Raw genomic sequence first — 21245 nt, forward strand, 5'->3', positions numbered from 1 at the left:
GCGCTTACCAATCGACCACGGTGCCGTCGGGCATGACGGCGTTGCGGGCATGCAGCACTTCCTGCTTGAAGGGGTGGCGTGCGATGACATCTTCATTCACGGTGACGCCGAGGCCCGGCAGATCGGGCGCGTCCCAGCGGCCGGGTTTGCGATCGATCGGCCAGGTGACGACGTCGTCGTACCAGGCGACCGCGCCCGACATCTCCTCCTGGATGATGACGTTCGGCGTCGATATGCCGAAGTGAAGCGCTGCGACGCCGGCGATCGGGCCGAGCGGGTTGTGCGGCGCAAGGCCGATGCCAGCGGTTTCCGCCAGAGCCGCGATTTTCTTGGTCTCGAGCAGACCGCCAGTATGGCAGATATCGGGCTGGGCAATGTTGAACGCACGCGCCGCGATCGATTGCGTAAACTCGCGGCGCCCGATCAGCCGCTCGCCGGACGCGATGGGGATCGCCGATCGCGCGGTGATATGCGCCAGGCCCGCGACATCTTCGGGCGGCACCGGCTCTTCGGCGAACATGATGCGGGCCGGTTCGATCGCCTTGAGATAGTCCATCGCCGCATTGACTGAGGCCGGGCGTCCGTGAAAGTCGACCATGATGTCGATGTCGGGACCAACGGCCTCGCGCAGCGCGCCAACCATGTTGGCAACGGAGTCGACCGCCTTCGCCGGCGAGACATAGTGGGTGTAGGGAATGCAGACGACCTTGACCGCGTCGTAGCCGGCCTGCGTGACGATGCGTCCGCGCTCGACGATTGTGTCCGCCGACCCGCTCTCATAGACCGCCTTCATGTCGCCGAGGCCGAGATGCGTATAGGTGCGCAGATAGTCGCGGACCTGCCCGCCGAGAAGCCGCCAGACCGGGACGCCCAGCGACTTGCCCAGAATGTCCCAGAGCGCGATCTCGATGCCGCTCACGGCCGACATTCCCTCGACGCCGAGACGCCAGAAACCGTGGCGCGTCAGGATCTGGTAGCACTGCTCCACATTGCGCGGATCCTGCCCGATGAGCAGTGCCTCAAGATCCTGAAGCGCGCCAACGACGGCACGCGTCTTCCATTCCAGCGTTGCCTCGCCCCAGCCAAACAGACCAGGCTCATCGGTTTCGACCCGAACGAAAACCCAGTTGCGCATTTCCGCATTGCAGATGAGCGCCTTGATGGCCGTAATTTTCATAGGTGCTCCCGGATGCGCCGTCTTTTTTTACAGCTATTATGTATGATCTATTACGAATAATATGAGCAAGTCAAGCGCGGCATAGGGCTGCCCGGCTTCGCGTCGACCGGCGTTTGACAACTGGCCAAAGCGAGGACGGCCGAAATGCGGATTTGGCTGCGTTATGCCGGCAAGATGATGCCGACTGGGCGCAGATGAGATCAGTAAGGACGAGGCGGCCCTCACGAGAGGCGACATCAACAAAGTACCGCGTACCCCGATGGTGACCTTGCCTCAAATCTGAGCTTGGCTAGAGTTCGTGGCATGCTGGACGCCATTCACCACGTCGCGCTCATCTGCACGGACTACGACCGGTCGCGACGGTTCTACGTCGAACTCCTCGGCCTCGATCTGATCCGGGAGGTGTATCGGCAGGAGCGGCAGTCATGGAAGGCGGATCTGCGGATCGGGTCCGTCCAACTGGAACTGTTCTCCTTCCCCGCTCCAGCGATGCGGCCGTCCCATCCAGAGGCGACAGGCCTGAGGCATCTGGCGTTTGCCGTGGCGAATCTGGATCCCGTAATCATGCGCCTGGAAGCCGCCGGCGTTGCGGTCGAGCCAATCCGGATCGACCCATATACAGACCAACGGTTTACCTTTTTCCGCGACCCAGACGGATTGCCGCTGGAACTCTACGAAACCCCATAAAGATCTCGAGAAGTTCACCGCGAGCAATGCCGTGAGGGCGGTTATCCTGAGCGCATCGGTGTCGTGTCCGCCAGATCCAAAGTCAGGCTGACTGTAGGCCGCAAGTCTGCGTCATCCGCGATGCGGCTTCCGCTAGAGGTCAGGTTTGGCCAGGCACATCTGAAGCCGCACGTCTCACAGGCTAGACCGTTCCGCCTGCAGTGAGCAACGAGGTAAACATGTGCGCGTAGTTCTGCGCCTGCACGCCCCAATCCCACTCTCGGATCGTCTCGATCATGCGGGCGGCCATCCGCGACCTGAGCGATGGCGTGTTCCGCAACAGGGCGAGCTTGTCCGCAAGCCCTTCCGCGGTTCCATCGAAGAACAGCCCGTTGTCGCCATCCCGAACCAGCTCGGGCATGTTCCCCACACGGGTCGTCACCAAGGGGACACCGCACGCCGCCGCCTCCAGGCAAGGATTGGGAGTGCCTTCGCTGCGACTGGCGCAGACATAAACGTCCAGATCCCGGTAGAAGTCGAGCATTTCGTCATGGTTGCGCCAGTGTTGCTCCCGAATCGCAGTCAGCAGCCGCGCGCCCGGCACGGCAGCGACCGCGGGCTCGATGACGTCGTGGAAGCCGCGATGTGCCGGACCATGGTTGCCGAGACTTCCCGCCCATCCGACGCGGAGCTCGCCGGAATGGGGTTGTGGCTCTGGTGGGGGGCAAAAGAATGTCGTGTCGACCCCATTGGGCGTGTAGTGGACCGGAATATGCAGTAGAGGACCGTATTCGTGCTCGAGCCTCCGATTGTTGACAAAGACGGCGCGCGCCAGCCGCTGCAGGGTAGCGAGCCCGGGCTCGCGGAATTCGCCCTCCAGCTCTCTGTGGCTGCAGATCCCGATGAGCAGCCTGTCAGACCGCCGGGCGAGGACCGATTCCGGCATGGGCAGCTTCGCGATCTGGAACCAATAGAAGATGAGCACGATATCCGCGGCGTTCACGTCGGACTCCGTCACATCATGCTGAAATCGTTGGACGATCTCGAACCTTCTTTCCAGCACGCGCCGAAGATTTTGGGTCTTTCTATCGATCGCCCAGCCCGGTCGGTCCGCGATCGCCAGGATGCGGGGGAGGTGTACATCGCTCATGAGGCGTACCGCGCAAGCCAGTGCGCCAACCATGGATTGGCCTCGTCCAGATCATTGTCCGTTGTAGTGGTGCGCACCTGGGTAGTGTCTGGCAGCTGGATATCCCCTGCTCGCAAGCGGGGGCGCCATCCGTACCAACCACGACCATCAACCTCCTCGCTCAGGAACCGGCGGCCACCATACTTGCGCGCGGCGTGCTCTGCGCTCAGGAACAGATAATGCTTCATGCGAAAACGCTCGGGGGAGAGCCTCACCGGCCCCTCGAAGCGTACGCGATGGCCCCCTGACCACGCAATCTCCATGGGGCCGTCCTGTTTCTTGTACGCGCGGACGCAGTGCGGGGAGAACGGCCGGAACGGGTAGTAGGTGCGTAGCGTGTGTTGATAATTGGGATTGTCGTGATCGGGGGCTTCCCTGGTGGGAATGAACGTGAACTCGGAAGACTCGATCGCATTGAAGCCGAGTGCGTCGGCTGCCGCAATGGCGGAGACCAACGATGAGTGCGAAGTCGGCGGAAGGTGGATCTCGTCAGCGTCAAGGTGCATGAACCAGTCAGCTTCCAGCGACTGAAATAGTTCCTCTTTGCGACGAAGAAGCTGCTCCCAGCAATACCAGCCATTGTGCGGGATGCTTTCGATTCCTATCAATCCGGCCCCGCGGTAGCGCTGGGCAATCTCAAGCGTTCCGTCCGTCGACTGATTGTCGCAAATGTAGACCTGTACGCCTTGACGAAAGAGGTTCTCGAGGCACCCGGCGACGAACCGTTCTTCGTTCCGTGTTGTAAGGACCGCCACGACACGCGGGAAGTTCCGATCGCGCGCAGCACGCGCAATGTGGGTGTTGAGTTCGACCAAGTTCCTCAATCCTTCGTGGTATGCTTCCGGATGCCATGCTGGCCGGTCAACTAATATGTAATATGGCGCAATTACTGAACTTGGCCGAAATGACAAGTCTAAAGACTCCAGAGCGGCATGCCAACGCGCCGTCACCTGAAGTGCAACGCGCTCATGGCGGTTCCGTCGCGATCGCAAGTCTCAGGAATATGCGTATTCGGAAACAGGCCAGACGCCCGCTTGTGACGCTAAGCCGCCCCTTGGGCCGAGTTGTCGTCTAGCCCCGCTCGCGCATGGGGCATTTGTACTTGCCCTCCTGCTGGTCGAGGTGTTCGCCCGCCATCAACGCCATTCCATGGCAGGAAAAGGCGCCCTGTCGGGGCCGCCCCGCTGCGCTCCCCGCTCCGAGCGCATGGATGGCCGGGGCTCTCCTTATCGCTCGACTGACGCGCGGAAGGTCGCCGGCGACGCTTGCCGTAATCCGGTCGGAAGCCGAACTGCGATCGCCTGAAGCGGCGTCGCGTTCAATCCCTCGCGCTGCTGACGGTAGTCGTCGGCTAAAGCCTCTCAACTACTTCGCGGGAAGGCGTGGATTTTCTGGCGCGGCGCCGAGCGCCGACCGTGCCAGGCGCCTTGGCCTGCTCCATTCGCCGCGTGCTCTTTCCGACAGGACCAATCCATGGCCTGGACGATCGGGCGCATAGGCGTAGCCGTCCCGGATTTCGATAGGCTGTTCGACCAGATGATCGAAGTTCTGAAATGAATATTCCAGCCATTCGACCTCGGGAAGCGCGACCGCCATGTGCACGCCAACCTCCAGGAACGTGTTGCCGATGCTGACCGGTATCCCGAGTTCGGCAGCCAGCCAGCCGATGCGCATGACATCCGTCACCTGGCCGTGGACATTCAGGATATCGGCCGCATGGGCTTCCAGAAGCAGCCGTTTGCCCTGGAGATCCAGGTACTCCCCGCTGTTGATCTGCGTCCATGTGACGGCATGCCTGAGTGTTCTCAGCCCTTCATGGTCGTGACGCAGGATCGGATCCTCGACCCAGAGAAGATCGTGGCCGGCCTCGCGGATCGCCACCAATTTCATGAGCGCCTCCTTCGAGGTCCAGGCCTCGTTCGGATCGATCATGACTTTGGACCCAGCCGGCACACAGGCCTTCAACAGTTCCAGGCGCCGCAGGTCGCGGTCGAAATCCCGGTGGCCGACCTTGATCTTGAAAGCCGAGTAGCCAATAGACACCGCGTGGGAGAACAACGAGACGAAGGCATCGTCGTCGAGGTGAAAATCGAGGCCGCTCGCATAGGCTCTCACCCGGTTGCGGCGACTGCCAAGCAAGACATGAAGGGGCAGGCCAGCTTCTTTGGCCGCAAGATCCCAAAGCGCCACCTGAACCGCCTCGTGAAAGGGCAGGGAATAAGCCCGCTGATTGCCGCCGCGCGGGCGGTTCACACGGTGAACCAGGGCGATCGCTCTGTTTCCCTTCAGGATCGGCCAAACTTCATGTTCGAAAACGCTCTCGATCTCCTGCTGATCAGGCAGTGGATTGAAGAGCGTCTGGATGAATCCCAGCCCCACCTCGCCACTTTCGGAAACGAGCTCCAGTGCGGCGACGTTGACATCGTCGGCCTGAACCTGGCTGTCCCCGATTACCCGGTCGCGGGCGAACTGAAATCGGGTTATACGAAAATGCGAAAGGCTCATCACAAGGGCTTCTGATCGGTTACGGTACCAAACTGATCTATCAGATGATATCTTACTACCGGACCAATGGAGGGGCCGCAAGTGGCGGGCAAGGCAAAAACTGACTCCTCTCCCCTCGTGGCGGCCGCCCGCATGAGCGATATCGCCTATGAACGAATCCTGGAGGGCTTGTTCGACCGGCGCGTTCCGGCCGGGGCATTCATCTCGCAAAACGAGTTGTCCGCGATCGTCGACGTGCCTGTTGCCCCGCTTCGCGACGCCCTGCGTGTTCTTGAAGCGGAAGGGATTCTGACCATCCACCCGCGCTCCGGCATCCAGTTCATCAGGCCCGGCCTGGAGCTTACGCGTGCCACCTACCAATTCCGCTCCATCATTGAGCGCGCCGCGATCCGTGTCTTTGCCGAACAAGGCGATGAAGCCGTCATGAATGCCTTGGAAATCCGGCATTCCAGGCTGCTTCGGCGCATCGAGCGCGATGGTCTCGGAAAGGAGCAACTGGAGGAGATGGACGCGCTGGAAGGAGAGTTGCACGGCGCGGTCATCGCCGCGCTGCGCAATCCCCTGATCGACAGCACCTACCGGCGCATGCACAATTATCTGCGTCTGCTGCGGCTCGACAGGAAGATCACGACACCCATCATGGTCCGGACGCTCAAGGAGCACCTCGACATCCTCGAGGCTTGCGGCACAAGGAATGCCGACGCCGCCGAAGCAAAACTGCAGGCGCATTTCCAGGCAGCGATGCAGCGAAGCCTGGGTCTTGTCTGACAGGTCAACGGTGATCCGTGGCTTAGTCCAGCTGCGCGCCGGGCGGTTGCATGGCGTGGGAAAGGATGCTACCCAAACTTCAGCTGATCGATCAGATCGATGATCTGATATCTTGGAGGAGGTCGCATGCAGTTGAGCAAGAGGCAGTTTCTCATGGGTTCGGCGGCCCTGGCGATGGCCGGGCATATCGGCGGCGCCCGTGCCGCTAGTGCCATCAGTTACTGGCACCATTTCACCAGCCAGTCGGAAATGGCCAGCCTGTTGAAGATCATCGAATTGTTTCAGGCGGCGAATGCGGATGTGGCGGTGACGCAGGAGAACATCCCGAACTCCGAATATATGGCGAAGGTCTCTTCGGCCGTGCTGGCCGGTGGTCGTCCGGATACCGCCATGGTGATCGCCGAACGTTTCGCCGATCTTACGGCGATGGAGGGGTTGATCGATCTTACCGAGCGGGTGAACGGCTGGAAGGGCAAGGCCCATTTCCCTGAAAATCGCTGGACAGGGCTTTCCCGCAACGGCGCCATCTATGCGGTGCCCGCCTTCGCCTTCGTCGATTGGATGTACTACCGCGCCGACTATTTCGAGGAAGCCGGACTGGCGGGGCCGCCCCGGAATTTCGACGAATTCCTGAGCGCTTGCCGCAAGCTCGCCGATCCGTCGAAGGGTAGATATGCCTTCGGCATGCGCGCCGGCGCCGGCGGTTTCAAATATGTTATCGATGTCATGGAGGTCGTGGCGGGTCATATGTGGGCCTTGCTGCTCGATCCGCGGCTTGGGGTCATCAACGATCTTCTTGTTCGCTTGGGCGTCCTGCAGACCTACAAGGCATGGTTCGCGGACCCCAATACTGCGCTTGCGGCGACCGTCCTCGTCGAGGCGTGGCACGGATTTCCATTCTTCGCGCTGCTGTTGCTCGCGGGCCTGAAGAGTATTCCCGAAGACCTCTACAAGGCGGCGGCGGTGGACGGCGCGGGCGTCTCGGCGCAGCTCAGGCTGATAACCTTGCCGATGCTCAAGACCGTCATAGCGGCGGCGGTGATCCTGCGCGTCATCGGTCTGGTCAATTCGCCCGATCTGCTCCTCATTCTCACCGGTGGTGGACCAGGAGATGCCACGCAGGTCCTGTCGCTATACGCCTTCCAGACCGCCTACAAGGAATTCAATTTCGGCTACGCATCCGCGCTGTCGGTGGTGATGTTCGTGATCCTGATGATCTTCGCGACGGCATATATCCGCCTGTCCAGGATCGCCAAGGGAGACGGCGATGATTGAAAGCAAGTGCCGCCGGCGGGTGATCGCCAACATCGCCACCTACTTCGTGCTCGCGACCCTGTCGATGTTCTGCATCGGTCCGATGATCTGGATGTTTCTGACATCGCTCAAATATGAGGCCGACATCGTCACCCAGACGATGCAATACATACCGAGGCGCGTCACCTTCGACAATTATGTGGCGATCTGGACGCAGTCCGGCTTTCCGCGGCTGATAGCCAATAGCCTGGTCGTCACCTTCCTGACGGTGACGATCTGCGTCGCCACGGGCACGCTTGCCGCCTATGCATTTTCACGCTTCGCATTTCGCGGCCGAACGCAGCTCATGCTCGGTTATCTCGTCGTGCGCATGTTCCCCGCGGTCATGATGATCATTCCCCTTTATGTCGTCATGCGCGGCGTCGGTCTCGTCGACAGCCGTTTCGGACTTGCGCTTGCCTATACGAGTTTCCTTTTGCCGCTGTTCGTGTGGATGCTCAAAGGTTTCTTCGATTCCGCACCCAAGGAACTCGAGAGCGCGGCGCGCATCGACGGCTCGACAAGGCTTGGCGCCATGGTCCGTATCGTCGTGCCGCTCGCGCGCAACGGCCTGGTAGCAAGTTCGGTGTTCATTGCCATCGCTGCCTGGAACGAGTTCCTGTTCGCCCTGATGCTGACGACGGGGCAGGGATCCCGCACCTGGCCCGTGGGCCTGCAGTTGATGGTCGGCGAATTCCAGCTTCCATGGGGTGTCCTGGCGGCAGGCGGCATTCTCAGCATCCTGCCTGTCATCGTCCTCTTCGCCATCGTCCAGCGGACCATGGTTCAGGGGCTGACCGCGGGCGCCATCAAAGGTTAGGAGTATTCGCATGGCGACACTTTCCATCAAGGATGTGCGCAAGTCCTATGGCTCCGTGGAGGTCCTTCACGGGGTCGATATCGAGCTCGAGGACGGAGGCTTTCTGGTTCTGCTCGGGCCGTCGGGATGCGGCAAGTCGACCCTGCTCAATATGATTGCGGGCCTGGACGACACGTCGGGCGGCGACATCCTGATAGGCGGACGCTCGGTGGTGGATCTAGCGCCCAAGGACCGCAATATCGCGATGGTATTCCAGTCCTACGCACTTTACCCCACCATGTCGGTGGAGAGAAATATCGGCTTCGGATTGGAGATGCGTGGCGTGGACGCCGACCAGCGCAAGCGTGCCGTCGACGATGCCGCGCGGCTGCTGCAGATTTCGCATCTGCTCGACCGACGCCCCGCCAATCTCTCGGGAGGACAGCGGCAGCGCGTTGCGATGGGGCGCGCGATCGTGCGCGACCCGGAGCTGTTCCTCTTCGACGAACCGCTTTCCAATCTCGATGCAAAGCTTCGTGTGGAAATGCGCACGGAGATCAAGCGCTTGCACGAGCGTCTCGGCACGAGCATCGTCTATGTGACACATGATCAGATCGAGGCGATGACGCTGGCCACCAAGGTGGCGGTGATGAAGGGCGGCCATATCCAGCAGTTTGCCGATCCTCGCACCATCTATGAACGGCCCGCCAACGTGTTCGTGGCAAGTTTCATCGGATCGCCGGCGATGAATTTCCTGCCCGGGCGCCTGGTCTCGGACGCGAATGGCGTGCGTTTCGCGGCAAGCGGCGTGTCGGTCGCATTGCAGGCCGGCAAGCGGTCGGTTGATTCCGAGCGCCCGGTGATCCTCGGCATAAGGCCCGAAGAATTGAAGGCGGTCGGGCGCGATGAAGCTTCGGTCGCCGGGGTGATCGACGTCGTGGAGCCTACAGGGCCTGAAACCATGGTGACGGTCCAGGTTGGCGAACAGTCGATCATCGCCCGCCTGCCGCCGAGGTTTGCAGGCCGGCGAAACGAACCGATATTCCTTGCCGTCGATCCGGCTAGCGTCAACCTGTTCGACCCTGGCAGCGAGCAGCGCATGGATATCTAGACCAGGGGATGGACGCCAGGGCGCCTGATCTGGAATATCATGTGCAACAGCTCAGCACAGACCGTCTGGGCGACCCTCTGCATCGCTTTCCAGCGGTCACGGTGTCGGTCTGCAATCTGCGCCCGGAGAGCCGGGGCACCGTGCATATGGCATCGTCCGATCCGCGCGAGGCGACGAAGATCCGGCCGAACTATCTTTCCACCACGGGAGACCGCAACGTCGCGGTCGCATCGCTGCGCCATGTCCGCAGCCTGATGAAGGCACGGGCGGCGGCACGTTTTGCGCCCGAGGAGTTGCTGCCCGGCACGCAATATGACAGCGACGAGGACCTCATCCGCAAGGCCGGCGATATCGGCACGACGATCTTCCACCCCGTCGGCACCTGCAAGATGGGTTCGGACTCGATGGCGGTGGTCGACGGCCGCTACGCGTTCACGGGCTTGCCGGACTGCGCGTGGTCGATACCTCGATCATACCGACAGTCGTCTCGGGCAACACCAACTCTCCGGTCGTCATGATCGCCGAGAAGGCGGCGGAGATGATCCTGCTGGATCCGCGCCAATAGTGGTGTGGCGATAGGCGTTGTTCTCGGATGCCAAAGTCGCCACGACCTATATCGGCCACCGCTTCGCGCGTGAGCTGGACGAAGACGATATCAGCGATGCGCTGCCGTTCCGGCGGAAGTGACGGGCATTGGGGGCGGAATAGGCCGGCGTTGCGCTTGGGATCATGGTCCAATCCATCAGGGTTGCCGCGGTCCCGGCCCATGCCGTAGACAGGCGGCCGTGAAGGGCGTTTGGCGGAGCAGAACAAGATGTCGGACCGGATGAAGACCATCTCCACCGCCAGGTCGCATGGCGGCGTGCAGGGCGTCTATTCCCACGCTTCGGATGTCTGCGCCTGCGACATGATTTTCGCGGTGTTCGTGCCGCCGCAGGCCCGTGAGAAACCTTGCCCGGTCGTCTGGTACCTCTCCGGCCTTACGTGCACCCATGCCAATGTCATGGACAAGGGTGAGTACAGGCGCATGGCCGCCGAGCTTGGCCTGATCGTCGTCTGCCCCGATACCAGCCCGCGCGGCGCCGATCTTCCCGACGAGAAAGACAACTGGCAGTTCGGCAGCGGCGCCGGCTTCTACGTCGATGCGACGCAAGCGCCCTACGCCACGAACTACCGCATGTATTCCTATGTCACCGAGGAACTGCCGGCGTTGATCGCCCGGGAATTTCCGGCCGATATGACGCGTCAGGCGATCTTCGGCCACTCGATGGGCGGGCATGGCGCGCTGACGATCGCGCTCAAAAATCCCGAGCGCTTCAAAAGCTGCTCGACCTTCGCGCCGATCGTGCAGCCGAGCACCGCCGGGTGGTCGCGGCCGGCCTTCGAAAAATATCTCGGCGCGGACGAGGCATCGTGGCGGGGCTATGATGCCACCTTGCTCATCGAGGATGGCCGCCGCTTCCCCGAGCTTCTCGTCGATCAGGGAACGTCGGACGGCTTTCTCAACGACGGCCTGCGACCCTGGCTTCTGGAAGCGGCCTGTGACAAGGCTGGCATTGCGTTGACCCTGCGCATGCAGGACGGCTACGACCACTCGTATTTCTTCATTTCGACATTCATGGACGACCATCTGAGGTGGCATGCCGAAAGACTGTCTGACCCGGTCCCCGGCGCCGGGCCGCGCTGAACCGCGAGAGAGCAGCGTCCAGCATTTCGCCGACCGCATCCCGTTGCGCCGCATAGGCCAGCCGGACGATGTCGCGGCCGCCGTGGCGTTCCTCGCCTCGGAGGAGGCAAGGCATGTCACCGGCGTCGACTGGCTGATCGACGGCGGCCAGACCTTGCAGAGCTGGGCCAATGCGCCGGCCGGCAACGCGTTTCCGAAATTTCGGTAGAGGAGAGGCCGTGCGCGCCCTTCGTGTCAGAGGCCGAACCGGTCCTTCAGCCGCCCCGACAGGATCGCGGCCTTCACCCCGAGCGGCCAGAAGCGGTGAAACCGGATTGGCTTCAGCGCCGATATTGGCATGGGAAGCGGCGACGTCTCGCCGCCTTGCAGCCGCCGTGCCAGGGCAGCGCCCATCGCCGAGGCCATGGCGACGCCACGGCCATTGTAGCCTAGGCAGATCAGCACGCCGTCTTCCGGCTCGTGGATGTGCAGAAGGTGATCCTTGGTGATCGCGACCCGGCCGTTCCAGCCATGTGTCCAGCGTGCTCCGGCAAGCGCAGGCCACAGCCGTAGCGCATAGTCGGTGAGGTAGCGGATGGCGGCAGCTTCGCCGATGGGTTTCATCGGTCCCCGGCCGCCCATGAGCAGACGGTTCTGGGCGTCGATGCGGTAGTATACGGTGATGTTGCCGGCTTCGTAGAGGACAGGCCTTTGAGGGAGTATTGCGGCCGCGGCCGCCGGCGCAAGCGGTTCGGTCGCCGCGATCGCGCTGAACACCGGAACCAGGGATTGCTCCAGGCCCGGCCACAAGGCTCCGGTATAGCCGTTGGTCGCGATAAGCACCTTCTCAGCACTGACAGCGCCGTTGGCGGTTTTGAGGACCCATCGTCCCGCCTCCCTCTTCAGCGAGAGCACTTCACTGCCGCCGAATATCCGCACGCCGGCGTCCCGCGCGGCGGCTGCCAGGCCGATCGCGTATTTCAAGGGGTGTAGGTCGCCGCCGCGGGCGTCGAACATGCCGGCTATGTATCTGTCGGTTCCGGTTCGCGCCGCCATCGCCTGTGCGTCCAGCATGCTGACCGGCATGCCGCGCCGCTCGCATTGCGTGGCCGTGGCCCGCACAGCGGCTTCCGGCTTCGGCCGGATGGCTGCGCGTATCGTGCCGTACTGCCGGGCATCGCAGGCGATCGACAGGCGCTTGATGAGGCCGAAGGTGAAATCCGGCGCGCCATAGGAGAAATCGATCATCCGCGGCCCAAGCTCAGGGCCGAACATCGCCTCGATCGTGTCGGGATCGTATTTGAGGCCGGGATTGACCTGGCCGCCATTCCTGCCCGAAGCGCCCCAGCCCGGCTGATGGGCCTCGAGCACGGCGACGTCGTCGCCGGCTTCCGCCAGATGCAAGGCGGTCGAAAGGCCGGTGAAGCCGCCGCCGACAATGGCGACCCTTGCCCGCTGCGCGCCGGCAAGGGCGCGGTAATCCCCGGTGCCGCCAGCCGTTTCGCGGTAGAGGCTCTTCGGTGGCTTGCTCTCAAGCATACTTGGCATCGTCAAGGTGACCGGGGAGGAACACACAGGCCCGAGAGGCTTGACGGAAGCCGTTGGGCGAAAGGGGATGCGCCACCTGCGAAAACTCCATATTGGGAACGGCAGACCGTCCAATATCGTGCCCGGTGCGCGCCAGGCAATTCAGCATGGCTTTCGGGAAATCACAACAGCTGCGACAGCGCGACCATGAAGTGGTCGTTCTCCGCTGGCGAGCCGATGCTGACACGCACATAGCTGTCGAAATCTTCCTGCTTCCACGGTTTGACGATGACGCCTTCGCGCAGCAGGCCCTCGGCGAAGGCGGAGGCATTTTGCCGGCAGTTGAAGAACAGGAAATTGCCGCGGGAAGGCGCGACGTCGAGGCCCATGTTCCTGAGGAAGCTCGCGACACGTGTTCTTTCCGCCTTGGCCAGAGCGACGACGTTGGCGAGGTGTTCCTCGTCCGTTAGTGCCGCCAGCGCGGCTGCCTGCGCCATGCCATTGGCGTTGAATGGTGTGCGCACCCTGTCGAGCATGGCGCGCAATTCCGGGTCGCCGACAATGCCGAAGCCGATCCGCAAACCGGCGAGCCCGAACGCCTTGGAAAATGTCCGCAGCACGATCCAGGGCCGGTCGCGTTTGCAGAGGTCAGGTAGCGACGAGGCATAGTCGTCGCCTTCCGCATATTCGGCATAGGCTTCGTCGACGACGATCAGCGTCTCGTCGCTGAGCGCATCCAGAACTTTCGACAGATCGCCGGCGGACAGCCAACTGCCGACCGGGTTCATAGGGTTGGAGAACAGCAGCATGCGCGGCCGCTCGCGCACCGCCTCGATCAGGGCATCGACATTGATGGTGAGGTCGTCGTTGACGGTCATTCGTTTGACGCTCGCGCCCATCAGCGTCGCGTAATCCTCGTGCAGCGGGAACGAGGGATAGAGCGTGACGACGGTATCGTCGGGCCGCAACACCGCACGGCTGATGACAGACAGAAGGTCCTCCGACCCATTGCCGAGGATGATTTGGTCCTCGCCGAATTCATATCTGGCGGCGATGGCCTGGCGCAGTTCGCGCCCGGCCGGATCCGGATAGAGCCGGAACATCTCGTCGCTGGCCTGCATCATCGTGGCCAGGGTCGGGCTCGGGCCAAGCGGGTTTTCATTCGACCCCAGCTTGGCGACCCTGGCTGGAGCATATCGCTGCACGACCTCGGCGATGGTCAGCCCGGAATTGTAAGGCGACAGGCGCGTGACTTCGGTTCGGACCATGTCTGATGCTTTCGACATGAGCGGGCTCCTCTGCGGTCGGCCGACGGACTCCCGTCATCGACCTGTTCTCAAACACTGGTTTTCGCTGCATCGTCCCTCGGCGAGCCAGGTCACCGACGGGCGCGCTGGCGCAGCGAATTTTGTCAGGATTAGCGTAGCAGAAACGGTTTGTATATGCTTGTATATGTAACTTGATCTGGTAGTCTCGCTACGGAGGCGGAAGCTCGACACCGGCAAGGAGGATCACATGCGCAATGCTTCTTTGTTCGATCTCGCCGGCAGGAAAGCGCTTGTCACCGGCGCCAGCCGCGGCATCGGCCGCAGCATCGCCGAGGCGTTGAGCGCTGCCGGCGCCGATGTCGCGGTCACCGCGCGCAGCCTGGCGTCCCTCGATGAGACCACGGCGGTGATCCGCGCGGCGGGCGGGGTTGCGCATGCCGTCGCTCTCGACGTCACCGATGTCGGCCGCTGCCGGACAGCCACCGCCGAGGCCGCGACCCTGCTTGGCGGTCTCGATATCCTCGTCAACAATGCCGGAATGGAGGAGGTCAGGCCCTCGCTCGACGTGGACGAGGCGCTGTGGGACCGGATCGTCGACACCAATCTCAAGGGGGCGTTCTTCTGCGCCCAGGCGGCCGCACGGCAGATGCGGGACGCTGGGCATGGCGGCGCCATCATCAATCTCTGTTCGCTGACTTCCGAAGTCGGCATTCCGACCGCAGTGCCCTATGGCTCGTCGAAGTCGGGCCTGCTCGGCATGACCAGGGCGCTGGCGGCGGAGTGGGCGGGTCTCGGCATCAGGGTCAACGCCGTCGCCCCGGGTTATTTCCGGACGGCGATGACCGATGTGTTCTACAGCAACGAGGCATGGCAGCAGTCCATGCTCGCCAAGATCCCGCAGCATCGTTTCGGCGATCTCGGCGACCTGCACGGCGTTGCCGTCTTCCTTGCCTCGGATGCGGCGGCCTACATCACCGGCCAGTCCATTCCGGTGGATGGCGGCTTCCTGGCATCGATTTGAGGGAGCTCGCCACAGGTTCGAAATCAGCGTCTTGCGCAACGTAACCGGCCGCCACGTTGCGTTCCAACAAAGAGGAATATCCATGTCCGACATCAGCTTCCACGATCTGTCATCGCTCGACGCCACCCAGCGGGCAGGCCTGCTGAAGCGCGCCGAGGCCGATCTGTCGGTCTTCGTCGAAAAGGTCCGCCCGATCATCCAGGCCGTCAAGGATGAGGGCGACGCCGCGCTGATCCGCTTTGCCCGGGAACTTGACAAGGCCAATGTCGCCGAAGGCGGACTGCAGGTCTCGGAAGCCGAATTCGACGCGGCCTTCGACAAGGTCGAGAATGATGTCGTGGAAAGCATCGGCTTCGGCATCGACAACATCAGGCGTTTCCATGAGGAGCAGAAGCCGGAAACGATGTGGCTCAAGGAGGTCCGGCCGGGCGCCTATGCCGGCGACCGTTATACGCCGATCGCCTCGGTCGCGCTTTATGTGCCGCGCGGCAAGGGCGCCTTTCCGTCGGTGACAATGATGACGTCGGTTCCGGCCGTCATCGCCGGCGTGCCGCAGATCGCCATCGTGACGCCAGCGACATCGGACGGTTCGGTGGATGCGGCAACCCTTGTCGCCGCGCGCCTCGCCGGCGTGCACACCGTTTACAAATGCGGCGGCGCCCATGCCGTCGCCGCCGTCGCCCACGGCACAAAGACGGTGAAGCCCGCGCTTAAGATCGTCGGCCCGGGCAGCCCATGGGTGGTGGCGGCGAAGAGTGTGCTGTCGTCGATCATCAACACCGGCCTGCCCGCCGGTCCGTCCGAAGCCATCATCTTTGCTGATGACAGTGTCGACGGCGGCCTCGCCGCGCTCGATCTTTTGATCGAGGCCGAGCACGGTCCGGATTCCTCGGCCTATCTGGTGACGCACAGCCGCAAGGTCGCCGAGGCAGCGCTCGCCGCACTCCCGCAACACTGGTCGCGGATGACCGAGCAGCGGGTGGAGTTCTCGCGCGCTGTGCTGACAGGCCAGCGCGGCGGCATCGTGCTGACCGCGTCGCTGGAAGACAGCTATCGCTTCATCAACGACTATGCGCCCGAACATCTGGAAATCCTGTCGAAGGAGCCCTTCGCGCATCTCGGGCACATCACCGAGGCGGCCGAGATCCTCATGGGTCCGCATACGCCGGTGACGCTTGCCAACTTCGTCCTAGGGCCGAATGCCGTGCTGCCGACCAGCCGCTGGGCGCGGACCTATGGGCCGCTTTCGGTGACCGATTTCGTCAAGCGCTCGTCGGTCGGCTATGTCACCTCGGCAGCCTATCCGGAACTCGCGCAGCATGCCCGCAGGCTCGCCCGCTATGAGGGCTTCAGCTCGCACGAAAACGCGGTCTCGGAAATCCGCGATCGCTACCTCGCCGGCTGAACGGAGACGATCGCGATGAAGGCGGCAAGGCTTTATGGACCCGGCGATCTGCGGGTCGAGGACATCGCCGAACCCGGCTTCCCGGATGCCGGCTGGGTGAAGCTCAAGGTCGATGCCGCCGGCATCTGCGGTTCGGACCTGCACAATTTCCGCACCGGCCAATGGATAAGCCGGTCGCCGTCGACCGCCGGCCATGAGCTGACCGGCACGGTGATCGCCTTGGGCGAGGGCGTCGGAACCGTCGCTCTTGGCGACAGGGTGGTCGCCGATTCCCGCTTCTGGTGCGGGGAATGCGCGCAATGCCGTGCCGGCAGGCGCCATCTCTGCACTTCGCTGGGCTTCGTCGGCGAAGTCTGCGACGGCGGCTTCGCCGAACAGGCTGTTCTGCCCGCACGCCTGCTGCATGTCGTCGATGCAGCACTCGACGAACGGGTCGCCGCGATGGCCGAGCCGCTCGCGGTGGCGCTGCACGCGGTACGGCGTCTGCCCAACACGGCATGCTCGGTGCTTGTCGTCGGCTGCGGGCCGATCGGCGGTCTCGCCGCGCTGCTGCTGTCTCGACGCTTCGCCGGCACGGTGCTTATTGCCGACCGCAACCAGGCGCGCTGCGCCCGCGTCGCGCGGGTGACCGGTGCAACAATCGTCGAGCTCGACCGCGATGCGATTGCTGCAGCGACTGGCAACGCCCCTTTGCTGGCGGCCGTCGAGGCGACCGGCAGCATCGCCGCATTCAACCAGTTGCTCGGCGTTCTCGATTCCGGCAGCGCGGTGGCAATGGTCGGCATCTTCCATGGCCGTCTCGACATCGACCCCAACCTTCTGGTCGAACGCGAGATCGCGCTGCTGGGCTGCCATGCCTTCGCCGACGAGTTGCCCGACGCCGTGCGGATGCTGGGTGAATTGAGCGAACCGCTGCTCGCCCTGATCGATCGCGAGATCGGTCTCGACGATGTTCCTGCCGCCTATGAGCGGCTTTTGGCGGGGCAAAGCGACGGCTTGAAAACAATCATCCGCATGCGGCAACCTGTTGAGCCGGCGTGACTTCCGATAAATTGCCGGAAAGGATTTTGAGATGATCGATTTGCCCGATACGGCGAGCCCTCTTTACGAGAAGGTGAAGGACTACATCCTGACCAACATCGGAACGGGCCGATGGGGCAAGGACCGCAAGCTGCCGTCCGAGAATGAACTGGTGGTTTCGCTGGGTGTCTCGCGCATGACGGTCCATCGGGCCCTCCGGGAACTGACCGCAGCGGGGTTCCTGATCCGGCTGCAAGGTGTCGGCACCTTCATCGCGCCGCCCCGGCCACAATCGACGCTGATCGAGATCAACAACATCGCGGCCGAGATCGTCGAGCGCGGCAACAGGCATCGCTCCGAAGTCCTCGTGCTGGAAACCATCATGCCGACCAAGGAGCTCGCTTTGTCCTTCGAGTTCCCAAAGCGCGTCGCGATCTATCACTCCGTCGTCGTCAATTTCGAGAACGATTTGCCGGTGCAGCTGGAAGAGCGCTTCGTCAATCCGAGCCTGATCCCCGACTACGACAAGCAGGATTTTTCAAAGACCGCGACCTACGACTACCTCATGCAGAAAACCCCGGTGACCGAGGTCGAGCATATCATCTCCGCGATCCCGGCCGACGCCGAGACGGCGCGGCATCTCAATATCGATGCCGGCGGCTGCTGCCTGTTTCTGCACCGCCGCACATGGACGGGCGCGATCGTCGCCACCATCAGCAAGCTGACTTATGCCGGCAGCCGCTACTCGCTCGGCAGCCGCTATTCCCCCTCGAAGACCAACTGACGCCGAAAGCGGATGCAGATCATGGAGCCTTCGGGCCGATCGGGTGACGGTTTTCCTCGACTTGATCGATCCTGAAAGCGCGGGCGGATGCGCCCGATCCATGGGGGAAATTTGAGCCATGCCAACTTGTATATGCATGTATGTATTTTAGCCTTGACATCCGCTCCCGCTGACGCTGAAATATCGCTGCACTTCACCACGAAGTGGTGGGCAAAACGCCGAGGCACAGTGCCGCAAGAGCGGAAACCCGCAGTCTCACCAGACCGGATGCCTGGGTAAAAAAGCGGTCTGATCATCAAGGGGAACGAGAGATGATGCGTAATCTAGCAGGACAATTTCGCGCGCTCGTGATGGCCGCCGCAATCGGGCTCGCCGCCGCGCCAGTGGCCCATGCGGCCGACGCGGCCATTCCCACCACGCCCGAGGCAGGACCGTTCAAGATCGGCATCGAACCCTGGCTCGGCTACGGCCAGTGGCATGTCGCCGACGCCAAGGGGCTGTTCAAGACGAATGGCCTGTCGGACGTCCAGATCGTCAATTTCGCCGAGGACAAGGACATCAACGCCGCTTTGGCCAGCGGCCAGCTCGACGCCGCCAACATCGCGACCCATACGGCGATGGGCATGGTGGCCGCCGGCCTGCCGGTGAAGATCGTGCTGCTGCTCGATGTCTCGATGACGGCCGACGCCATCATCGCCGGCAAGGACATCACCTCCATCGCCGACCTCAAGGGCAAGCAGGTTGCTTTCGAGGAAGGCACGACCAGCGACATCCTGCTCAAATACGCGCTCGCCAAGAATGGCATGTCGATCGCCGATGTTCAGCCGGTTCCGATGCCTGCCTCCGACGCCGGCGGCGCGTTGATCGCCGGCCGCGTGCCGGTCGCAGTCACCTATGAGCCCTACCTCACCGTCGCCATGGCGCAGAACAAGGACGTCAAGCTGCTGTTTTCCGCCGGTGAGGATCCCGGCCTGATCAGCGACGTGCTGGTGGTGCGCGACGAGGTGATCAAGTCGCGGCCCGGCCAGGTGCTGGCCATGATCAAGAGCTGGGACGCCGCACTCAAGGATTATAAGGCAGACACACGTGGCGGCCGCGCCATCATCGCCAAGGCGGTCGGCTCCGACGTGAAGGACCTGAACACCGCTTTCGACGGCGTGCGCTATTACTCGCTGGCCGAAAACAAGACGGCGCTCACCGGCGATTTCACCACCAAGACTTTCGCCGACGTCGAAGCAGCCGCCAAGAACGCCAAGCTGCTCCAGGCCGATGTGACGCCGGAACAGATGATCGATCCGTCGTTCGTCAAGGCGGCGCAATGATACAGGCCGGATCGCGGTGGTAGCGCAGATGTCCGCGGATCCCCCGGCGAAAATCGGCCCGGCGCGCTCCGTGCCAAAGGCGGCCACGAAACAGCGCCGCCGATCCTCCGGGATCGGCGTGCCGATCGCGAGGTCACGTTTCCTGATGATCGCGGTGGCCGTCTTTGTCGGGCTTGGCCTTGCCTGGTGGGCGGCGACCGGGCTGGAATGGGTAAAACCCATCTTCCTGCCGTCGCCCGGCAGCGTCGTGGCCCAGATCGCCAAGCTCGCGACTGACGGCACGCTGTGGGTTGACCTCACGGCCTCGGCGTATCGCATTTCCATCGGCTTCCTCATCGCCTCGGCACTGTCGATCCCGATCGGCGTGCTGATCGGCAGCTTCCGCTCCTGGGAGGCGGCTATCGAGCCGCTGGTGGATTTCATCCGCTACATGCCGGTCGTCGCTTTCGTGCCGCTCTCCATTCTGTGGGCGGGTACCGGCGACACGCAGAAATTCCTGATCATCTTCATCGGCACTTTCTTCCAGCAGGTGCTGATGGTCATGGACAATGTGAAACGGGTTCCCGCCGATTTCATCGGCCTTGGCCGAACGCTCGGCCTGCCGGACCGCAAGATCCTGACGCGCATCGTCGTGCCCAGCGCCCTGCCGGGCATCTGGGATACGCTGCGCATCAGCCTCGGCTGGGCATGGACCTGGCTGGTGCTGGCCGAACTTGTCGCAGCGACATCGGGCTTGGGCTATCGCATCACCGTGTCGCAGCGCTATTTCCAGACCAACACTATCATCGGCTACATCCTGCTGCTGGGCGTGCTCGGTCTCATCACCGACCAGGTCATGAAGGCTTTGGAGAAGGTGCTGTTCCGGCAGGATGGCCATTCGCAATGAGGAACCGCCGATGACTGTTCCCAAATTGCGCATCGCTGGCCTCAACAAGAGCTTCGGCACGGGTGAGCGGCGCACGCAAGTGCTGCGCGACATCAACCTCGATCTTGCCGACAATGAGTTCGTCTCGCTCGTCGGCACGTCGGGCTGCGGCAAGAGCACGCTGCTGTCGATTGTCGCCGGACTGCAGGATTTCGACGCCGGCGAACTCAGCATCGATGGCGCGCCGATCCTGGAGCCGGGTCTCGACCGCGGCGTCGTCTTCCAGTCCTACACGCTGCTGCCCTGGCTGACGGCGCGGCAGAACATCGAGTTCGCCCTCAAGGCCGCCGGCTACGATCGCACGGCCTGCCGCGAGATCGCGCTCGAGCATCTCGACCTCGTCAAGCTGTCGCAAAGCGCCGACCGCTTTCCGTCCGAACTGTCTGGCGGCATGAAGCAACGTGTCGCCATTGCGCGCGCGCTGTCCTATCGACCCAAGATGCTGCTGATGGACGAACCGTTCGGCGCGCTCGATGCCTTGACCCGGCACCAGATGCAGGAACTGCTGACCCAGATCTGGGAAGAACACAAGCTGACCGTGCTGTTCGTCACGCATGATGTGGAGGAGGCGGTCTATCTGTCGGACCGCATCGTCGTCATGGGGATCGGCCCGGGACGCATCATGCAGACCTTCAATGTCGACATCGAGCGGCCGCGCCGGGAAGAGGTGATGGAAACCCCAGCCTTCATGGATATGCAGCGCGGCGTGCACAAGGCGATCCGCGAAGCATCAAGACGCCCCGAAATGGCGTAGGTCCGGGCGAGCCTCTTCTGCATTGCGCGGAATGACGAGGCAACC

General features: G+C 62.8%; 19 protein-coding genes and 2 pseudogenes. 15 read left to right on the forward strand and 6 right to left on the reverse strand.

All coding sequences use genetic code 11. The features are described 5' to 3' along the window. Positions 1–4: 4 nt before the first annotated feature. Complete coding sequence (dgoD, locus tag ACWGS8_RS27610; protein ID WP_454583884.1) at positions 5–1177, reverse strand: galactonate dehydratase; 1173 nt, start codon at positions 1175–1177, stop codon at positions 5–7. A 303-nt stretch (positions 1178–1480) separates the two neighbouring features. Here dgoD and gloA2 point away from each other — a divergent pair, with 303 nt between their 5' ends. Continuing rightward, positions 1481–1864, forward strand: coding sequence for an SMU1112c/YaeR family gloxylase I-like metalloprotein (gene gloA2, locus ACWGS8_RS27615; RefSeq protein WP_454583885.1), 384 nt, complete (start codon positions 1481–1483; stop codon positions 1862–1864). 181 nt (positions 1865–2045) lie between these two features. On the opposite strand, the gene ACWGS8_RS27620 is transcribed toward gloA2, so the two are convergent. The 3 genes from ACWGS8_RS27620 to ACWGS8_RS27630 form a co-directional block, all read right to left on the reverse strand. Continuing rightward, positions 2046–2993: a glycosyltransferase family 4 protein gene (locus ACWGS8_RS27620; protein ID WP_454583886.1), complete on the reverse strand. Its 948-nt coding sequence runs from the start codon at positions 2991–2993 to the stop codon at positions 2046–2048. Next, entirely contained in the window at positions 2990–3847 is an 858-nt protein-coding gene (locus tag ACWGS8_RS27625) for a glycosyltransferase family 2 protein (RefSeq protein WP_454583887.1), read from the reverse strand. Before ACWGS8_RS27625 ends, ACWGS8_RS27620 begins: the two co-directional genes overlap by 4 nt. 550 nt (positions 3848–4397) lie before the next feature. Then, positions 4398–5537, reverse strand: coding sequence for a mandelate racemase/muconate lactonizing enzyme family protein (locus ACWGS8_RS27630; protein ID WP_454583918.1), 1140 nt, complete (start codon positions 5535–5537; stop codon positions 4398–4400). A 132-nt stretch (positions 5538–5669) separates the two neighbouring features. Here ACWGS8_RS27630 and ACWGS8_RS27635 point away from each other — a divergent pair, with 132 nt between their 5' ends. The 7 genes and pseudogenes from ACWGS8_RS27635 to ACWGS8_RS27665 form a co-directional block, all read left to right on the forward strand. Then, positions 5670–6305, forward strand: a complete 636-nt coding sequence (locus tag ACWGS8_RS27635) for a GntR family transcriptional regulator (protein WP_454583919.1) — start codon at positions 5670–5672, stop codon at positions 6303–6305. A gap of 126 nt (positions 6306–6431) precedes the next feature. Further along, positions 6432–7580, forward strand: a complete 1149-nt coding sequence (locus ACWGS8_RS27640; protein ID WP_454583888.1) for an extracellular solute-binding protein — start codon at positions 6432–6434, stop codon at positions 7578–7580. Beyond that, positions 7573–8418, forward strand: a complete 846-nt coding sequence (locus ACWGS8_RS27645) for a carbohydrate ABC transporter permease (RefSeq protein WP_454583889.1) — start codon at positions 7573–7575, stop codon at positions 8416–8418. Before ACWGS8_RS27640 ends, ACWGS8_RS27645 begins: the two co-directional genes overlap by 8 nt. A 10-nt stretch (positions 8419–8428) precedes the next feature. Then, positions 8429–9508, forward strand: coding sequence for an ABC transporter ATP-binding protein (locus ACWGS8_RS27650; RefSeq protein ID WP_454583890.1), 1080 nt, complete (start codon positions 8429–8431; stop codon positions 9506–9508). Between the two features lie 23 nt (positions 9509–9531). Then, positions 9532–10073, forward strand: a pseudogene (locus tag ACWGS8_RS27655) (GMC family oxidoreductase); the annotation flags it as partial. Positions 10074–10322: 249 nt separating this feature from the next. Beyond that, positions 10323–11195 carry an S-formylglutathione hydrolase gene (gene fghA / locus ACWGS8_RS27660; protein WP_454583891.1) on the forward strand — a complete coding sequence of 291 codons (873 nt, stop codon included), beginning with the start codon at positions 10323–10325 and terminating at the stop codon, positions 11193–11195. A gap of 4 nt (positions 11196–11199) precedes the next feature. Next, a pseudogene (locus ACWGS8_RS27665) lies at positions 11200–11403 on the forward strand (SDR family oxidoreductase); the annotation flags it as partial. A gap of 26 nt (positions 11404–11429) precedes the next feature. Here the strand turns inward: ACWGS8_RS27665 and ACWGS8_RS27670 are convergent. Both ACWGS8_RS27670 and ACWGS8_RS27675 read right to left on the reverse strand, forming a co-directional pair. Beyond that, complete coding sequence (locus ACWGS8_RS27670) at positions 11430–12713, reverse strand: NAD(P)/FAD-dependent oxidoreductase (protein ID WP_454583892.1); 1284 nt, start codon at positions 12711–12713, stop codon at positions 11430–11432. A 170-nt stretch (positions 12714–12883) separates the two neighbouring features. After that, a complete protein-coding gene (locus ACWGS8_RS27675; protein WP_454583893.1) occupies positions 12884–13987 on the reverse strand; it encodes a histidinol-phosphate transaminase in 1104 nt (367 codons plus the stop codon). 229 nt (positions 13988–14216) lie between these two features. Here ACWGS8_RS27675 and ACWGS8_RS27680 point away from each other — a divergent pair, with 229 nt between their 5' ends. The 7 genes from ACWGS8_RS27680 (at position 14217) to ACWGS8_RS27710 (ending at position 21200) form a co-directional block, all read left to right on the forward strand. Then, the gene (locus ACWGS8_RS27680) at positions 14217–14990 is read left to right on the forward strand and encodes an SDR family NAD(P)-dependent oxidoreductase (RefSeq protein ID WP_454583894.1); all 774 of its coding nucleotides are present in this window, start codon (positions 14217–14219) and stop codon (positions 14988–14990) included. A gap of 82 nt (positions 14991–15072) precedes the next feature. Continuing rightward, complete coding sequence (gene hisD / locus ACWGS8_RS27685) at positions 15073–16395, forward strand: histidinol dehydrogenase (RefSeq protein ID WP_454583895.1); 1323 nt, start codon at positions 15073–15075, stop codon at positions 16393–16395. Between the two features lie 15 nt (positions 16396–16410). Continuing rightward, positions 16411–17436 carry a zinc-dependent alcohol dehydrogenase gene (locus ACWGS8_RS27690; protein WP_454583896.1) on the forward strand — a complete coding sequence of 342 codons (1026 nt, stop codon included), beginning with the start codon at positions 16411–16413 and terminating at the stop codon, positions 17434–17436. A gap of 31 nt (positions 17437–17467) precedes the next feature. Continuing rightward, positions 17468–18199 (forward strand): histidine utilization repressor, encoded by a 732-nt coding sequence (gene hutC / locus ACWGS8_RS27695; RefSeq protein ID WP_454583897.1) that lies wholly within the window; start codon positions 17468–17470, stop codon positions 18197–18199. A gap of 314 nt (positions 18200–18513) precedes the next feature. Then, positions 18514–19521 (forward strand): ABC transporter substrate-binding protein, encoded by a 1008-nt coding sequence (locus ACWGS8_RS27700; RefSeq protein WP_454583920.1) that lies wholly within the window; start codon positions 18514–18516, stop codon positions 19519–19521. 28 nt (positions 19522–19549) lie between these two features. Next, positions 19550–20407, forward strand: a complete 858-nt coding sequence (locus tag ACWGS8_RS27705; RefSeq protein WP_454583898.1) for an ABC transporter permease — start codon at positions 19550–19552, stop codon at positions 20405–20407. A gap of 10 nt (positions 20408–20417) precedes the next feature. Then, positions 20418–21200 (forward strand): ABC transporter ATP-binding protein, encoded by a 783-nt coding sequence (locus ACWGS8_RS27710; protein WP_454583899.1) that lies wholly within the window; start codon positions 20418–20420, stop codon positions 21198–21200. The last annotated feature ends 45 nt before the right edge of the window (positions 21201–21245 follow it).

Source organism: Mesorhizobium sp. 43Arga (assembly GCF_053714255.1).

Excerpts from the sequence above, each read along its gene's own strand:
- ACWGS8_RS27635 (WP_454583919.1), top strand. The coding sequence starts at position 5,670 with ATGAGCGATATCGCCTATGAACGAATCCTGGAGGGCTTGTTCGACCGG.
- ACWGS8_RS27640 (WP_454583888.1), top strand. The coding sequence starts at position 6,432 with ATGCAGTTGAGCAAGAGGCAGTTTCTCATGGGTTCGGCGGCCCTGGCG.
- hutC (WP_454583897.1), top strand. The coding sequence starts at position 17,468 with ATGATCGATTTGCCCGATACGGCGAGCCCTCTTTACGAGAAGGTGAAG.
- dgoD (WP_454583884.1), bottom strand. The coding sequence starts at position 1,177 with ATGAAAATTACGGCCATCAAGGCGCTCATCTGCAATGCGGAAATGCGC.
- ACWGS8_RS27710 (WP_454583899.1), top strand. The coding sequence starts at position 20,418 with ATGACTGTTCCCAAATTGCGCATCGCTGGCCTCAACAAGAGCTTCGGC.
- ACWGS8_RS27705 (WP_454583898.1), top strand. The coding sequence starts at position 19,550 with ATGTCCGCGGATCCCCCGGCGAAAATCGGCCCGGCGCGCTCCGTGCCA.
- ACWGS8_RS27680 (WP_454583894.1), top strand. The coding sequence starts at position 14,217 with ATGCGCAATGCTTCTTTGTTCGATCTCGCCGGCAGGAAAGCGCTTGTC.
- ACWGS8_RS27670 (WP_454583892.1), bottom strand. The coding sequence starts at position 12,713 with ATGCTTGAGAGCAAGCCACCGAAGAGCCTCTACCGCGAAACGGCTGGC.
- ACWGS8_RS27700 (WP_454583920.1), top strand. The coding sequence starts at position 18,514 with ATGCGTAATCTAGCAGGACAATTTCGCGCGCTCGTGATGGCCGCCGCA.
- ACWGS8_RS27645 (WP_454583889.1), top strand. The coding sequence starts at position 7,573 with ATGATTGAAAGCAAGTGCCGCCGGCGGGTGATCGCCAACATCGCCACC.
- ACWGS8_RS27630 (WP_454583918.1), bottom strand. The coding sequence starts at position 5,537 with ATGAGCCTTTCGCATTTTCGTATAACCCGATTTCAGTTCGCCCGCGAC.
- fghA (WP_454583891.1), top strand. The coding sequence starts at position 10,323 with ATGTCGGACCGGATGAAGACCATCTCCACCGCCAGGTCGCATGGCGGC.
- ACWGS8_RS27650 (WP_454583890.1), top strand. The coding sequence starts at position 8,429 with ATGGCGACACTTTCCATCAAGGATGTGCGCAAGTCCTATGGCTCCGTG.
- ACWGS8_RS27620 (WP_454583886.1), bottom strand. The coding sequence starts at position 2,993 with ATGAGCGATGTACACCTCCCCCGCATCCTGGCGATCGCGGACCGACCG.
- ACWGS8_RS27690 (WP_454583896.1), top strand. The coding sequence starts at position 16,411 with ATGAAGGCGGCAAGGCTTTATGGACCCGGCGATCTGCGGGTCGAGGAC.
- gloA2 (WP_454583885.1), top strand. The coding sequence starts at position 1,481 with ATGCTGGACGCCATTCACCACGTCGCGCTCATCTGCACGGACTACGAC.
- ACWGS8_RS27675 (WP_454583893.1), bottom strand. The coding sequence starts at position 13,987 with ATGTCGAAAGCATCAGACATGGTCCGAACCGAAGTCACGCGCCTGTCG.
- hisD (WP_454583895.1), top strand. The coding sequence starts at position 15,073 with ATGTCCGACATCAGCTTCCACGATCTGTCATCGCTCGACGCCACCCAG.